The organism is Collimonas humicola (assembly GCF_018304945.1).
Classification (GTDB): domain Bacteria; phylum Pseudomonadota; class Gammaproteobacteria; order Burkholderiales; family Burkholderiaceae_D; genus Collimonas; species Collimonas humicola.
On sequence record NZ_JAGQEE010000001.1, the window covers coordinates 1,824,160 to 1,839,774 of the forward strand.

At 62.6% G+C, this 15,615-nt stretch carries 13 protein-coding genes; 11 read left to right on the forward strand and 2 right to left on the reverse strand.

Annotation, left to right across the window (positions count from 1 at the left end):
- Window positions 1-335: 335 nt before the first annotated feature.
- The 6 genes from KHU30_RS08260 to KHU30_RS08285 all read left to right on the forward strand — a co-directional run bounded on the left by KHU30_RS08260 (window position 336) and on the right by KHU30_RS08285 (window position 8,547).
- Window positions 336-3,452 carry an Rne/Rng family ribonuclease gene (locus KHU30_RS08260; RefSeq protein WP_211442052.1) on the forward strand — a complete coding sequence of 1,039 codons (3,117 nt, stop codon included), beginning with the start codon at window positions 336-338 and terminating at the stop codon, window positions 3,450-3,452.
- Window positions 3,453-3,661: 209 nt separating this feature from the next.
- Window positions 3,662-4,783 (forward strand): GTP 3',8-cyclase MoaA, encoded by a 1,122-nt coding sequence (moaA, locus tag KHU30_RS08265; protein ID WP_211442053.1) that lies wholly within the window; start codon window positions 3,662-3,664, stop codon window positions 4,781-4,783.
- A gap of 14 nt (window positions 4,784-4,797) precedes the next feature.
- On the forward strand, window positions 4,798-5,424 hold the full coding sequence (mobA, locus tag KHU30_RS08270) for a molybdenum cofactor guanylyltransferase MobA (RefSeq protein WP_329956647.1): 627 nt from the start codon (window positions 4,798-4,800) through the stop codon (window positions 5,422-5,424).
- On the forward strand, window positions 5,421-6,731 hold the full coding sequence (moeA, locus tag KHU30_RS08275; RefSeq protein ID WP_211442055.1) for a molybdopterin molybdotransferase MoeA: 1,311 nt from the start codon (window positions 5,421-5,423) through the stop codon (window positions 6,729-6,731). Before mobA ends, moeA begins: the two co-directional genes overlap by 4 nt.
- A gap of 29 nt (window positions 6,732-6,760) precedes the next feature.
- The gene (locus tag KHU30_RS08280; RefSeq protein ID WP_211442056.1) at window positions 6,761-8,062 is read left to right on the forward strand and encodes an MFS transporter; all 1,302 of its coding nucleotides are present in this window, start codon (window positions 6,761-6,763) and stop codon (window positions 8,060-8,062) included.
- A 2-nt stretch (window positions 8,063-8,064) separates the two neighbouring features.
- Window positions 8,065-8,547: a GNAT family N-acetyltransferase gene (locus KHU30_RS08285; protein ID WP_211442057.1), complete on the forward strand. Its 483-nt coding sequence runs from the start codon at window positions 8,065-8,067 to the stop codon at window positions 8,545-8,547.
- Window positions 8,548-8,578: 31 nt separating this feature from the next.
- Here the strand turns inward: KHU30_RS08285 and KHU30_RS08290 are convergent, their stop codons facing one another.
- On the reverse strand, window positions 8,579-8,998 hold the full coding sequence (locus KHU30_RS08290) for a DUF1810 domain-containing protein (protein WP_211442058.1): 420 nt from the start codon (window positions 8,996-8,998) through the stop codon (window positions 8,579-8,581).
- A gap of 87 nt (window positions 8,999-9,085) precedes the next feature.
- Here KHU30_RS08290 and KHU30_RS08295 point away from each other — a divergent pair, with 87 nt between their 5' ends.
- The gene (locus tag KHU30_RS08295; protein ID WP_211442059.1) at window positions 9,086-9,490 is read left to right on the forward strand and encodes a VOC family protein; all 405 of its coding nucleotides are present in this window, start codon (window positions 9,086-9,088) and stop codon (window positions 9,488-9,490) included.
- A gap of 94 nt (window positions 9,491-9,584) precedes the next feature.
- On the opposite strand, the gene KHU30_RS08300 is transcribed toward KHU30_RS08295, so the two are convergent.
- Window positions 9,585-9,848: a hypothetical protein gene (locus tag KHU30_RS08300; RefSeq protein WP_211442060.1), complete on the reverse strand. Its 264-nt coding sequence runs from the start codon at window positions 9,846-9,848 to the stop codon at window positions 9,585-9,587.
- Between the two features lie 495 nt (window positions 9,849-10,343).
- Between KHU30_RS08300 and KHU30_RS08305 the strand changes: the two genes are divergently transcribed.
- The 4 genes from KHU30_RS08305 to KHU30_RS08320 are packed head-to-tail and all read left to right on the forward strand — an operon-like array spanning window position 10,344 to window position 15,604.
- Window positions 10,344-12,479, forward strand: coding sequence for a TonB-dependent hemoglobin/transferrin/lactoferrin family receptor (locus KHU30_RS08305; protein WP_230427235.1), 2,136 nt, complete (start codon window positions 10,344-10,346; stop codon window positions 12,477-12,479).
- Window positions 12,480-12,506: 27 nt separating this feature from the next.
- Window positions 12,507-13,601 (forward strand): hemin-degrading factor, encoded by a 1,095-nt coding sequence (locus tag KHU30_RS08310; RefSeq protein WP_211442061.1) that lies wholly within the window; start codon window positions 12,507-12,509, stop codon window positions 13,599-13,601.
- A 26-nt stretch (window positions 13,602-13,627) separates the two neighbouring features.
- Window positions 13,628-14,494, forward strand: coding sequence for a heme/hemin ABC transporter substrate-binding protein (locus tag KHU30_RS08315; RefSeq protein ID WP_211442281.1), 867 nt, complete (start codon window positions 13,628-13,630; stop codon window positions 14,492-14,494).
- A 6-nt stretch (window positions 14,495-14,500) separates the two neighbouring features.
- Entirely contained in the window at window positions 14,501-15,604 is a 1,104-nt protein-coding gene (locus KHU30_RS08320; protein ID WP_211442062.1) for a FecCD family ABC transporter permease, read from the forward strand.
- The last annotated feature ends 11 nt before the right edge of the window (window positions 15,605-15,615 follow it).

Below are 15,615 nucleotides of genomic sequence, written 5' to 3' on the forward strand. Positions count from 1 at the left end.
GTAGTGCTTATAAACAAGTCGATTAACTTTACTGAAACCAATGCTTCATTTGGCTCTATCAAGCTGCTCACCGCCCGGCGTCATGCTCGCGATCCGCGAACTGCAAGACGCTGTGCCGGCGCACGCTGGTAGTCTTCTGTAATACGACAGCACTGTATCCGCGCCTGTGCATTGCGCCCTACGAATGTAGATCAGGCGCTGCACGCCAAGGCAATTCTCTCCCCCCAGACACTCCGTTCTCGCGTACATCCCTGTACTTTTTGGCGCTGACAGAATGCTGAAGAACAGCATCATTAAGCGCCATTGAATTGACCCAAGGGTCACGGAGCGAAAAAATGAAACGCATGTTGTTTAATGCTACGCAGCAGGAAGAACTGCGCGTGGCTATTGTTGACGGGCAAAAGCTCATCGACATCGATATCGAAACCACCGGACGCGAGCAACGCAAGTCCAATATCTACAAAGGTGTGATTACCCGTATCGAGCCGTCGCTGGAAGCCTGCTTCGTCAACTACGGTGAAGAGCGTCACGGCTTCTTGCCGTTCAAGGAAGTCGCCCGCACCTATTTCAAGGAAGGCGTCGACGTCCGTACCGCATCGATCAAGGATGCCCTGCGCGAAGGCCAGGAAATCATGGTCCAGGTCGAAAAGGAAGAGCGCGGCAACAAAGGCGCAGCCCTGACCTCCTTTGTCTCGCTGGCAGGCCGTTACCTGGTCCTGATGCCGAACAACCCGCGCGGCGGCGGCGTATCGCGCCGGGTCGAAGGCGAAGATCGCCAGGAACTGCGCGAAACCATGGATCAGCTGGACCTGCCTAGCGGCATGTCGGTGATCGCCCGCACTGCCGGCATCGGCCGTAACGTTGACGAATTGCAATGGGATTTGAACTACCTGATGCAACTCTGGCGCGCCATCGAAGGCGCCGGCACCCAAGGCAAGGGCGCCTTCCTGATTTACCAGGAATCGTCGCTGGTGATCCGCGCGATCCGCGATTATTTCCAGCCGGATATCGGCGAAATCCTGATCGACACCGACGAAATCCACGACCAGGCCCAGCAGTTCATGGCCCACGTCATGCCTGACATGGTGCACCGCGTGAAGCGCTACCGCGACGACGTGCCGCTGTTCTCCCGCTTCCAGATCGAACATCAGATCGAAACCGCGTATTCCCGCACCGTGCCCCTGCCATCCGGCGGCGCCATCGTGATCGACCATACCGAAGCCCTGGTTTCGGTGGACGTCAACTCGGCGCGCGCGACCCGCGGCGGCGATATCGAGACCACCGCCTTCAACACCAATTGCGAAGCAGCGGAAGAAGTTGCGCGCCAATTGCGTTTGCGCGACCTCGGCGGCCTGATCGTGATCGACTTCATCGACATGGAGAACTCGAAGAACCAGCGCGAAGTCGAAACCCGCCTGAAAGATGCACTGCGCTATGACCGCGCCCGCGTCCAGATGGGCAAGATTTCACGCTTCGGCCTGATGGAACTGTCGCGCCAGCGCCTGCGTCCGTCGCTGTCGGAAGGCAGCCACGTGACCTGCCCGCGCTGCAACGGCACCGGCCACATCCGCGATACCGAATCGTCCGCTTTGCAAGTCCTGCGCATCATCCAGGAAGAAGCGATGAAAGAAAACTCGGCGGCGATCCACGTCCAGGCGCCGGTCGACGTCGCCGCCTTCCTGCTGAACGAGAAGCGCGGCGAGATCCTGAAGATCGAGACGCGTCACCGCGTCGGCATCATCCTGATCCCGAACAAGCATCTGGAAACCCCGCATTACAAGCTGGAACGCCTGAAGCATGACGATCCGCGCCTGGAAGAAACCCAGGCCAGCTATGCGATGGCAGAGCAAGCCGATACCGACATCGGCTACAGCAAGACCCAGAAAGAAGAAGGCAAGCCGCGCCAGGAAGCCGTGGTCAAGGGCATCACGCCAGACCAGCCGGCCCCTATCGTCGAGCGCAAACCGGTGGAAGCACAACCAGTCGCAGCCGCGGCTCCGGCAGAAACCGGCTTCCTCGGCAAGATCTTCGGCTTTTTCTTCAGCAAGCCGGCAGCGCCGGTTGCTGCGCCTGCCGCAACGACAGAAACCAAGAGCTCGCAACAGCGCGACCGTAACGATCGCGGCGACCGCAACAACCGTGGCCAGCGCGGCCGCAACCGTGGCGGCCGCAACCGCGACGGCAGCGAAGCGCGCGACGACAGCGCCAAGAAGCCGGTAGTGACCGAGACTGCTGAAGCCAAGACCCAGCAAGCCCGTCCGCCACGTCCGCCGCGGGAGCCAAGGGAACAGCGCGAAGCCAACGACAGCAAAGCCGATACCCGCAGCGCCGAAGGCCGCGAGGGTAAGCGCGAGCGCAGCGAACGCCCACCGCGTCCGCCACGCGAAGAGCGCAAGGAAAACCTGAGCGAAGTCAAAGTCGATGAAACCTTGCTCAAGGGCGGCGTGGTTGCTGCCGCCGGCGCCGGCTTGGCCGTGGCCGCCGTTGCAGAAACCAGCGAAGCAGTCCAGGCCGATAGCGGCCGGGTCGAAACCAAGGCCGAAGGTGACGAAGAACCACGTCGCCGTCGCCGTCGCGGTGGCCGTAACCGCAATCGTCGCGACCGTGATGCCGCCGATGCGACTGAAGGCAGCAGCGAAGGTAGCGATGAGATGGAAGCCGGCGAAAACGCTGCGGCCGAAGTCGTCGCAGCGCCAGCCGATGCAAGTCCAGCCGCCGCTCCTGCTGTCGTCCACGAAGCCGAGCAGCCAGTCGCTGCTCCAGCGCATGCAGCGCCAGTCAGCCAGGTCAGCAACGAAGTGCCGATGATGGCTTCCTCCGTGCCTGTCACGCAAGAAGTTGCCGCTCCGGCCCAGCCGGAGACGTTTGCACCGACAGCACTGTCGAATGCGATCGCCGCACCGCTGGTGCCGCAGGAAGTTGCCTCGGTGGCGGAAGCCGCCCCGGCAGCAGCAATCGAAGAAGCACCGGCGTCCGCGCCAGTGTGGATTCCAGTTGCACCAGCGCCAACGGTCACAGAGCCTGAAGCAGTCGTGGCAGCGCCGGTAGCAGCAGATCCGGTGGTCGAACCACTGGTGACGACAGTTGTAGCGCCAGCCGCAGTTGAGCACGTCGCAGCGCCGGTAGAAGCAACGACCCCGATCGTCGTTGAACCGGCCCCAGTGGTGCTTGCACCAGCGCCGGCAGCAGTTGCGCCAGCGCCGGTAGAAGCGGCACCGGCTGCAGTCAAGGTCGCGGTATCGAGCTCCTCGCCTAAGGTAGAAGACCTGCAAACCGTCCTGGCGGCAGCAGGCCTGACACTGGCGGCAACCGATCCGAGCAAGCTGCGTGCAGCCCAGGAAGCCAACGCCAGCATCGTCGCCGCGCCACGCGTACCGCGTGAACGCAAGCCGGCGCCGGTCCAGGTCAGCGAACCGCTGGTGCAGATCGAAACCCAGCGCTCGCAGTCATAAGCGTCAATCCATGCCGCCGCCAGCCGGCGGCATGCTGAAATAGCAATAAACAAAGGGAGTCCAAGACTCCCTTTGTCACGTCTGGCGTCGGCGCCATACACGGTATCTGTCGCCACCTGAAGCCAAAAACCGATGACCATGGTATCTTGTAGAAGTTACCACCTAGTATAAGAAGCAGCAGATTTTGCATATCTTCCAAGAAACACATCATGACTAAGAAAGTCATCCCGCTGATCGACAGCCGCCGCAGTTCCCTGCCGCCTCCCCTGCCCTTGCCCTCCATACTTGAAACGCCCGACGGCCTGATAGCGGATGAGCTGGGGCGGCCGCTGCACGATCTGCGCATCTCGGTGACAGACCGCTGCAACTTCCGTTGCGTGTATTGCATGCCGCGCGCGGTGTTCGACAAGGACTATGCGTTCCTGCCGCATACCGCCCTGCTGTCGTTCGAAGAAATTACGCGCCTGGCCAGCCTGTTTGTCGCCCACGGCGTACACAAGATCCGCCTGACCGGCGGCGAGCCGCTGCTGCGCAAGCACATCGAAAAGCTGATCGCCATGTTGAGCGTGCTGAAGACGCCGGACGGCAAGGAGCTCGACCTGACCCTGACCACCAACGGATCGTTGCTGGCCAAGAAGGCGCAGGCACTGAAAGACGCCGGCCTCAAGCGCGTCACGGTATCGCTGGATGCCTTGGATGAAGAGATTTTCAAACGCATGAACGACGCCGACTTCCCGGTGGCCGAGGTACTGCACGGACTGGACGTGGCGCATCAGGTCGGGCTCGGCCCGATCAAGGTCAACATGGTGGTCAAGCGCGGCGTCAACGAGCAGGAAATCCTGCCGATGGCGCGCCATTTCAAGAACACGCCTTACATCCTGCGCTTCATCGAATACATGGATGTAGGCGCATCCAACGGCTGGAAAATGGATGAAGTCGTCTCCTCTGCCGAAGTGGCGCAGCTGATCCAGAGCGAACTGCCGATGCAGCCGCTCGCCGCCAACTACCTCGGCGAAACGGCGCAGCGCTGGCGCTATGCCGACGGCAGCGGCGAAATCGGCTTGATTTCCAGCGTCACCCAGGCTTTTTGCCATGACTGCTCGCGGGCGCGCCTGTCGACCGAGGGCAAGCTATACACTTGCCTGTTCGCCAGTGCCGGTCACGACCTGCGCGCCCTGCTGCGCAGCGAATGCAGCGACCGCGAAATCTCCAGTGTGATCGGCCAGCTATGGCGCGCGCGCGACGACCGCTATTCCGAGCAGCGCACGCAGAATACCGAAGGGCTGGCGCCGGTCCGCAAGAAAGTGGAAATGTCGTATATCGGCGGCTGAGCGGAGCCTGCGCCGTGCAAATCCATGCCCACCCCGACTTTCGCAGCCTGACCACCGGCCTGATACTGGCCGGCGGCCGCGGCACGCGCATGGGCGGCGTCGACAAAGGCTTGGCTCTGTTGGACGGCCAAGCCATGGTGGCGCAGGTGATTGCACGGCTGGCGCCGCAAGTCGGCAGCCTTATCATCAACGCCAACCGCAGCCAGGAGCGCTACGCCGCCTTCGGCTATCCGGTCTGGCCGGATGAACAGGCCGGTTTCGCCGGACCGCTGGCCGGCTTGCAGGCCGGCCTGCGCCACTGTCCTACCCCCTATCTGCTGACCGCACCCTGCGACTCGCCCTATCTGCCATCTGACCTGCTGCAAAACCTGGCAAAAGCTCTGCAAGACGCCGACGCTGACGTGGCGGTAGCCGTTACTATCGACGCAAACACGCAAACACAGCAGCCGCAACCGGTATTCATGCTGCTGAAAAACAGTTTATTGACCGATCTCAATGACTACCTGCAAGGCGGAGGACGTAAGATAGAGACATGGTACCGCCGCCTCAACTACAGCGAAGCGCTGTTCAGCGACGACCACGCCTTCCGCAATATCAATACCGAAGAACAATTGCAGCAGTCACCAAGAAAAACAAAATGAAACCCTCGAGCCGCCCACACCAGCCATCGCTGTCCTCACTCACCAGCTGCCTGTCGGACTACGATCCGCAGGCCATGCCAGTGGCGCAGGCGCAGGCCATCATCCACGCCTTCATCACGCCGGTCGGCGCGATTGAAAAAGTGGCGCTGCGCAGCGCGCTGGATCGGGTGCTTGCGAGCGACATCATCTCGCCCATCGACGTGCCGGCGCACGACAACTCGGCGATGGATGGCTACGCCTTCAACTCGGCCGACCTGCGCCAGGATAGCGATACCATCCTGAACGTGGCCGGCACCTCCCACGCCGGCCGCGCCCATGAAGGCACTGCGTCCCGCGGCGAAGCGATCCGCATCATGACCGGCGCCTTGATGCCGGCCGGCCTGGATACCGTGATTCCACAGGAATTTGTACAGATTCCAGCCGGCAGCCCGGCCGGCTCGATCATCATCCCGGCAGGGGCAGTCAAAGCGGGCGCCAACCGCCGCCTGGCCGGCGAAGACCTGAAAGCCGGCACGCCGGCAATCGGCAAAGGCCGCATCCTGCGTCCTGCCGACCTCGGCCTGCTGGCCTCGCTCGGCATCGCTGAAATCTCGGTGCGGCGGCGTCTGCGCGTAGCCTTCTTTTCCACCGGCGATGAATTGCGCTCAGTCGGCGAAATACTCGAACCGGGCTGCGTCTACGATTCCAACCGCTACACCCTGTACGGCATGCTGCAACGCCTCGGCTGCGACATCATCGACATGGGCGTGGTCGGCGACGATCCGCAGGCGCTGGAAGCCGCCTTCCGCAGCGCCTGCGAAAACGCCGACGCCATCATCACCTCCGGCGGCGTCTCGGTCGGCGATGCCGACCATACCAAGCAGATGATGGCGCAGCTGGGCGACGTCGCTTTCTGGAAGATCGGCATGCGTCCGGGCCGGCCGCTGGCCTTCGGCCGCATCGCCTCCGGCGGCAAGCAGGCCTTGTTCTTCGGCCTGCCGGGCAATCCGGTGGCGGTGATGGTGTCGTTCTACTTTTTTGCGCGCACAGCGCTGCTGCAAATGATGGGCGCACAAGCCTCGGCGTTGCCGCTGATGCGCGCCACCGCCGCAGTCGCCATCCGCAAGCGTCCTGGGCGCACGGAATACCAGCGCGGCATCCTCAGCACGAGCGACGGCCAATGGTCGGTGCGGCCTACCGCTGCGCAAGGCTCAGGCATCCTGCGTTCCATGGCGGAGGCCAATTGCATGATCGTGCTGGCGCACGACCAGACCGACGTCGCCAGCGGCGACCAGGTCGAAGTGATCCTGTTTGACGGTTTGATCTGATCCCCACCGTCGGCCAGGAACACTAAAACATGCTCAGACAATACAGGCAGGACCTGCGGCAGCTGGGCCGCCCTTTCATGCTGGTGCTGGTCAGCGAGATGGCGACGCTGAGTGCGCTCCTGCTCGGCAACATCACCATCGCCTGGTGGATCGCTCAGCACGGCGGCGCCCGCGACCTCGCCACCTTTGGCGTCACCGTCGCAGCTGCCAGCCTGCTGGCCATTCCCCTGCTCTCGCCTCTGGGCGACCGTTATCCCAAGAAACGCCTGATGGCGTTCGGCTTCGTCGCCATCGCTATCGAAAGCGTGATGCTTGCGCTGCTGGCGCAAGCGGGTTTCTATCATCTGTACCTCATCATCGCCTGCGAAATGATCGGCGTCTGCGCCATGGCGATCATCATGCCCTGCGTCCAGACCATCGCCTCGGAACTGGTGCCGGCGGAAAAACTGTCGCTGGCCATGAGCATGCAAAAAGTCAGCGGTTCACTCGGCGGCATCATGGGGCCGGCGCTAGGCGGCAGCGTGATTGCCGCCAGCGGCGTCGCCAGCGCGCTGTGGGTGCATGTGGCCTTGCTGCTGATCGCAGCGCTTGCCGCCACCCGCCTGCCCAAGGCGCTGACGACCGGCAAACCCGCGGCGCTCGGAGCAGCGCAATGGCTGCATGAGCTGAAGGCAGGCCTGCGCATGAAATGGCATATTCCACTGGAACGCCATTGGACCTTGACTAACCTTGTCATCGGCGTGTTTTACGCTCCGACCATCGGCATGATGGCAGCCCTGAGAGTGACCAGCATGAGCCTGTCAGCGTTCTGGCTGGGCGCGACCAACATGGGCATCATGGCCGGCATGCTCCTGGGCTTCCTTGGCTGCGCCTCTTTCTTCTCCAAGACGCTGGGACGCTTCCGCGCCCTGATGGGCGCAGCCCAGCTGCGCGCCATCGCACTCCTGGTGGTCGGTCTGACGACTTCGCCGCTGATGCTGGCGATGGCATTTTTCCTGCTCGGCATCTCGCAATCGACCACCCAGTTTGTCGGCGTCACGCATCGCCTGCTGGCGATGCCGGCGGCATACCGCGCGCGCAATGCATCGGTCAACATCATGGTATGGCAGCTCGCCTCGACGCTAGGCCCGGCGGTTGCCGGCATGGCCTTGCTGCATGCATCGGTGGCGCAATGCTATGTGCTGTTCGGTATCCTGATCGCCCTGTGCAGCATCGGCTTGGCGGTGATTCCGAAGATGCGCGAATTCCTGGGCGCCGATCACGATACCGCTAATGGCTGGTATCAGAGAGAATATCCTGCCGCGTTCACGCTCTCTGACAAAACTACATAATCATGAACGACGCGAAAACCTTGGCAACAGTTGCATATGAATTCCGCCCCGCTCACGCCAGCGACGCAGTCGCCATCAGCACACTGATCCAGCAATTCACGCGCGAATTCACGATCAGCGCTGACGGCAGCGGCGCCGAGCAATTCCTGGCATCGGTCTCCGTCGCAGCGGAAGCCGGCTATATCGCCGATCCGCGCTATCACTACATCACCGCTTGCGTCGGCGGCGTGCTGGCTGGCTTCATCGCCATGCGCGACCGCAGCCATGTGTTCCACCTGTTCATCGCACCCGAGTTCCAACGGCAAGGCCTGGCCGCGCGCTTGTGGCAGGCGGCCCTGGCATCGTCTCCCGACGCTGCAACTTTTACGGTCAATTCCTCGCCATCCGCATTGCCTGTATACCAGCGCTTCGGTTTTGCACCCACTGGTGCACAGGTAGAAATGCATGGCATACGCTTCGTGCCCATGCGCAGGCTGCCCGGCTGAGCTTTACCCAGGCCTGCAACAAGCTGAACGGTCACAGCTTGTCCAGCGTGGCCGCATCCTGCACTCCGCCAAAATATTTTTGCAGGCAATCGCTGAACACCTGCTGCTGTGGAGCGGCCCTGGCAAACAAAGTCATGCATGACTGGAATTTCATGTAGTCCGGATAGCCGAAAATATCTTCTGCCGAGCGGTCGTCGACGGCCGCCGCCAGCCGGCTGCATTCCAGCAGCCGGGGTCCCAGCAGCGGGTGCGCAAGATAGGCGCGGGCTTCGGCCAGCGAAGAAATGGCGAATTTGTGCGCCATGGAACTATGGCCCAGTCCTTCGACCTGCGGGAAAATGAACCACATCCAGTGACTGCGCTTGCTGCCTTTGCGCAGTTCTTCGCATGCAATGTCGAAGAGCGGCTGCTGGGCAGCCACGAAGCGTTGCAGATCATATTGATCGTCCATGGCTTTCCTCCGCAAAAACAACCTGTCCTGATACTCTGTCAGAATTGGAAAAATACCCGCGGCATAAATTACCGAAAGGAAAAGCACGTGATCTCTCACGTATTTGTCGGCGTCACAGATTTTCAGAGAGCGTTCCGCTTTTATTCCGCGCTCATGAAAGAACTGGATCTGCAGCTGAAATTCTGCGATGCCAGGCCTTGGGCAGCCTGGATGGCGGCCGGCCATGCCCGTCCTCTCTTCATTATCGGCGCACCATACAACGGTGCAAGCGCAGCTGCCGGCAATGGCCAGATGATCGCCCTGCTGGCGCCGACCCGCGCCGCCGTCGACGCCGCCTATGGCTTGGCCCTGCAACATGGCGGCAGCTGCGAAGGGCCGCCAGGCCTGCGCCTGGAATACCATCCGCACTACTACGGCGCGTATTTCCGCGATGCCGACGGCAACAAGATCTGCGTATGCTGCCATGAGCCCCCGTCCATCCAGACGGCTTAAAGAAAATCCTGAGCGCCATGGCAAAGCCGGACATCGATGTCTTGATGTCCGGCCGGCGAACTACAGAACGCTACGCTATGAATGCATGCTGGCGTCAGAAGGTATTACATTGGAACAGGCCAGGATGGCCGAAGCAGGTGGTCGTGGTCGGGAAGCGTTCGACATTGTTCTTGGTGTCCAGCCGCAGCACGCAATTGCGCCATTCGTTGGAGTCGGCTTTATATCCCAGCCGCTGGCACGCCGGACCGTAGATTTGCATCATCTGGTCGACGTCTTTCTGCGCCTGCAGCGAACGTTCGGCATCCGTGGCGCAGCCTGCCAGCAGGACGGCCACGGCCAGAAAAATGAATTTGCGCATAATAAACTCCTTGCAAGCAGCCCTGGCGGCAGGCTGCGATAAATGCCGGCGGCGAACGAATGCGCAGGAAATGCAGCATCCGCACGAGCCATGCCGTGATCATAGTATAGGTCAGGGCACAGGGGGTCTCTGTTTCAGGGAATGCATTGTTGCTACCAGATGTAACCGCCGCCAAATGAGATTCCATCCCAAAAATCCATGCTGATATTTTGTCAAACGAAAAGATACAAATAATAATCATTCTCATTTATAATTAAACTGTGCACCAGGCTTTCCGCCACCCTGCTCACTTCACCTCTATTTTCAGCCAGCCGCACTTCCAGCGATGCCAGCCACTAAACATGCTGCATCGTTCTGGAGTACGACGTTTTGCCCAATACATATTCAAACCGCCTTGCGGCGCCGAGGCTGCGCAGGCTGCCTGCGGCCGTTCACTTTGCCATCCTTGCCATGTGCGCGGCGTCCGCGCCGGCATTTGCGGAGCAGCCGCCACTATTGGCCGGTAACTATGCTGCCGCTCACCGGCTCGATGAGATATCGGTGACGGCGACCCGCAGCGAAACCGCGGTCTCGCAGACGCCCAGCAGCATCTCGGTGATCAGCGCCGACACCATAGAGGAACAGCAGCCCAGGGATGTCAAGGACCTGCTGCGCTACGAACCGGGCGTGACCGTCCGCCACGGCCCCTATCGTCCGACCTCCGCTGCCACTGCAGGCGGCCGCGGCGGCAACGAGGGCATCAATATCCGTGGCCTGGAAGGCAACCGCATCCTGCTGATGGAAGACGGCATCCGCCTGCCCAGTTCATTTTCATTCGGGCCGCTGGAAGCCGGCCGCGGCGACTATGTCGAGATGGACATGTACAAGCGGGTGGAAATCCTGCGCGGTCCGGCCTCGGCCATGTACGGCAGCGACGGCCTGACCGGCGCGGTCAATTTCATCACCAAGGATCCCGCCGATTTCCTGAAAATCTTCAACAAGCCGACTTACTTCTCGATCAAGCCGACCTACGATTCCACCGATGGCAGCACCTCGACCACCGCGGTGGCAGCTTTCGGCGGCGAACGTTTTGAAGGCTTGCTGATCGCCAACAAGCGCGACGGCCACGAGGTCGACACCAAAGGCACGCGCAATATCAACGGCCCGAACCGCGATACCGCCAATCCTCAGAATATCCATGGCGATGCCCTGCTCGGCAAGCTGGTGTTCAAGGCCAGCGCGCAAGACACTTTCAGCGCGGCGATCAGCCACCAGGAGCAGAAGACCGATTCCGACGTGCTGTCCGCCGTCACCAAAAGCACTTTGGCGCTGCGCGCCAACGACAAGCTGGAGCGCAACCGCTACAGCCTGGCTTACGATTTCAAGGACAGCGCCAACCGCTATTTCCAGAACGCCCACGCCCAGCTTTACTTCCAGGAAGCCAAGACCAATCAGTTCTCCTATGAACAGCGATTCCCGATGGTCGACCGCACGCGCGCCAACACCTACCAGGAACGCACTGTCGGCGGCTCGGCCCAGGCCGAAAGCAGCTTTGCCACCGGCAGCCTGCAACACAAACTGGTATACGGCTTCGATCTCAGTACGGCGCACATCGAAGGCCTGCGCGACGGCACCGTTCCCGGCGTCGGCGAATCGCCCTTCCCCAGCAAGGCTTTCCCCACCACCGACTACACCCTGTTCGGCGCGTTTTTACAGGATGAATTCCGCCTGTCGCGGAATAGTCCGCTCACCATCACGCCGGGTCTGCGCTTCGACGGCTACCGCCTGACTCCGCAGAAGAACGATCCGGCGTACACCGGCAAGCCGACCGATTCCAGCGGTAACGCAGTATCGCCGCGGCTGGCGCTGATGTACGAGATCAGTCCTGCCCTGCTGCCCTATATCCAATATGCGCGCGGCTTCCGCACGCCGACGCCGGACCAGGTCAACAACAGTTTCGGCAATCCGATCTATGGCTACGCCACCATCGGCAATCCGGACTTGAAGCCGGAAACCAGCAACACCTTTGAACTTGGCCTGCGCGGCAAGCTGAGCGGCGGCGATAACGTCCTGCGCTACAGCATGGCGGCATTCACCGGCCGCTACAGCAACTTCATCTCGCAGGAAGTAGTCAGCGGCAGCGGCCGGCCCTTCGTCGATCCCTTGATCTATCAGTACGTGAACCGGGCCAAGGCCCGCATCAGCGGCGCCGAAGCGCGTATCGACTGGCAGCTCGCCAACGGCATCGGCGTCAAGGCCGGCATGGCGTACACCAAGGGCCATACCGAAGGCGCCGACGGCAGCAGCACGCCGCTCGACACCGTCAACCCATTCATGGCGGTGCTCGGCCTGCGCTACGAGCCGAGCGAAGTCTGGTACGGCCAGGCCGATGTCATCTACCAAAGCGCCAAGCGCCGCAGCGACATGAGCAAACAGACTGATTTCGCACCGCCGGCGGCGTTCGTGATGGACCTGCGCGGCGGCCACAACATCAGCAAGAACGTGGCGCTGTACGCCGGCATCCACAACCTGTTCAACCGCCGGTACTGGAACTGGCCGGACGTGCGCGGGCTGGCTGACAGCTCCACCGTCAAGGATGCCTACACGGCCCCCGGCCGCAGTTTCAACGTCGGCTTGAAATTCCAGTACTAACCATTCAACTTCCCGGAGGAGAACCTCATGCTTACCACCACTCGCAATCCGCAGTCCGATGCACAGCAGCTGCGCGCGCAATTCCTTGCCGCCAAGCGCGACCGGACGCTGCGCAACCGCGACGCCGCGGCCGCCATCGGCGTTTCCGAAGGCGAAGCGCTGGCCGCCTGCGTTGGCGCAGAAGCAATCCGGCTGCTGCCGGATTTCATCGATATTTTTGAAGAAATGCCGCGGCTGGGCGCGGTCATGGCGCTTACCCGCAACGACAACGTAGTGCATGAAAAGGATGGCCTGTACGAAAAGATGAGCCACAACGGCCAGGTCGGCCTGGCGCTGGGCGAAGCCATCGATCTGCGGATTTTCTACAAGCAGTGGCATTTCGGCTGCGCCGTCATCGAAGAAATCACCCGCGGGACCGAAACCAGCTTGCAGAAAAGCTTGCAGTTCTATGACCTGCACGGCGAAGCGGTGCATAAGGTGTTTCTGCGCGAGCACAGCAACCACGCAGCTTTCGATGAGCTGGTGGCGCGTTGGCGCGATCCGCAGCAGCTGCCCGGCATCGCGGTTGAACCGGCGCCGCCGGCCGTCATCGACAAGAATGATGCCGACATCGACGGCGACGGCTTCCGCTCCGCCTGGCGCAACATGACCGACACCCACCAGTTCTTCGGCCTGCTGCGCGATTTCGGCGTCAGCCGCATCCAGGCGCTGCGCCTGGCGCCGCCGCAATTCGTTCGCCGGGTAGACAACGGCGCCGTCCGCCTGATCCTCGACCAGGCCGCCGCCAGCGGCTTGCCGATCATGGTATTTGTCGGCAACCGCGGCATGATCCAGATCCATTCCGGCCCCGTCTCCAACATCAAGCCGATGGGGCCGTGGCTGAACGTGCTGGATCCTGGCTTCAACCTGCATCTGCGCGAAGACAAGATCGCTTCCAGCTGGGTCGTCAGCAAACCCACCAGCGACGGCGAAGTCACCTCGCTGGAACTGTTCGACGCCGACGGCGGCACCATCGCCATGTTGTTCGGCGTACGCAAGCCGGGCCAGCCGGAACTGCCCGCCTGGCGCGCGGCGGTAATGAGCCTGCCGCCGCAGCAAACCGAAGCCGAGGCACAAGCGTGAAACATCCTGTCGACAAGCAACGGCGCATGCTGCTGGGAACGGCTGCGGCCGGCATGTTGCTGACCGTGCTGCCGGCCCGCGCCGCCGCCAAACCGTTGCGGGTAGCAGTGGCCGGCGGCGCCATCACGGAAGTGGTGTATGCGCTGGAGGCCGGCGCCATGCTGATCGGCAGCGACACTACCAGCACCTATCCTGCCGCCGCACTGGCGCTGCCCAAGATGGGCTACCAGCGCGCGTTGTCGGCGGAAGGCGTACTGTCCTTGCGCCCCGACCTGCTGCTGGCGTCGGCCGAAGCCGGTCCGCCGACGGCATTGCAGCAGATCGCCGCTGCCGGTGTGCGTGTCGTCACCCTGGCGGAACAACACGATGTGCAATCGGTGCGCGACAAGATCAGCGGCAGCGCCAGGGCGCTGGATCTGGCATTGCGCGGCAACAGCCTGCTGAAGAGCTTCGACAGCGACTGGCAGGCGGCCATGGCAGACATTCAAAGCCAGCGCCGGCAACAGGTGGGAAAGCCGCCATTGCGGGTGCTGTTCATCCTCAGCAACAGCGGCACCCAAGCCATGGTCGCCGGTCGCGACACCGCCGCCGACGCCATGATCCGCTATGCCGGCGCCGTCAATGCGCTAGGCGGCAAGGATGGCTTCAAAGGCTATAAGCCGCTGACGGCCGAAAGCGCCATCGCCGCCGCGCCCGATGTACTGATGACCACCAGCGAAGGCCTGGCCTCCATGGGAGGCGTCGAACAGTTGCTGAAGATGCCCGGCCTCGCCTTGACCCCGGCTGCCCGCAACAGGCGTGTGATCGCCGACATGGACGCCTTGCTGCTGCTCGGCTTCGGCCCGCGGCTACCGGCGGCCCTGCGCCGCCTTGCTGCTCAACTGACTGCCTGATTCGCTATGTCGTCCTCTTACTCCGCCGTCGCACACACATTCACCGTTGCAATTTCGCCGCTGGCGCTCGCGCGCCAGTCGCGCCAGCGCATGGTCCTGGCTGTCCTGGCATTACTGCTGCTGGCGGTCATGGCGGTGTGCGCGGGACTGGGCGCCTATCGCATCGAACCATGGCAGGTGCCGCGGCTGCTGTGGTCCGGCGCCGAACTTTCGGCAGCGCAAGCGCAGGCACGCGCAGTGCTGCTGGATATCCGCCTGCCGCGGGTGCTGCTGGCGGTGCTGGTCGGCTGCGGCTTCGGCGCCGCCGGCAGCGCGCTGCAAGCCTTGTTCCGCAATCCGCTGGCCGATCCGGGCCTGATCGGCGTCTCCAGCGGCGCAGCTCTGGGCGCCGCCACCATCATCGTGCTCGGCGGCGTGCTGTGGCCAAGCGCACTCAGCGTGGCCGGCATCTATGCGCCGATGCTGGCGGCCTTTGCCGGCGCCCTGGCAGTGGCGTTGCTGGTCTACCGGATCGGCGCCGCCAAAGGTCGCCTGGCGCTGCCCATCCTGCTGCTGGCCGGGATCGCTTTCAACGCCATCTCGATGGCCGGCATCGGCGTGCTCAGCTTTATCGCCGGCGATGCCCAGCTGCGCACCCTGACCTTCTGGAATCTCGGCAGCCTGGCCAGCGCGCACTGGTCCTTGCTGGCGGTAGCTGCACCCGTGGTGCTGCTGTGCGTGGCGGCCATGGCGCGCCACTCGGCAGCCTTGAATGCCATGCTGCTGGGAGAAGCAGAAGCCCAGCACCTGGGCGTGCCGGTACAGCACGTCAAGCGCCAGGTGCTGATCGTCAGTTCGCTGTGCGTCGGCGGCCTGGTGGCCTGCACCGGCACCATCGGCTTCATCGGCCTGGTGGCGCCGCACTGCATCCGCCTCGCCTGCGGCCCCGACCAGCGCGTGGTGCTGCCGGGCGCCATGCTGTTCGGCGCGCTGCTGACCCTGCTGGCCGACCTGGCGGCGCGCACCATGGCGGCGCCGGCGGAACTGCCCTTGGGCATACTCACGGCGCTGCTTGGCGGCCCCTTCTTCATCGTGCTGCTGTGGCGCCGCCGCGCGCAACTTGGCTTGTAGCGTCACCCTAA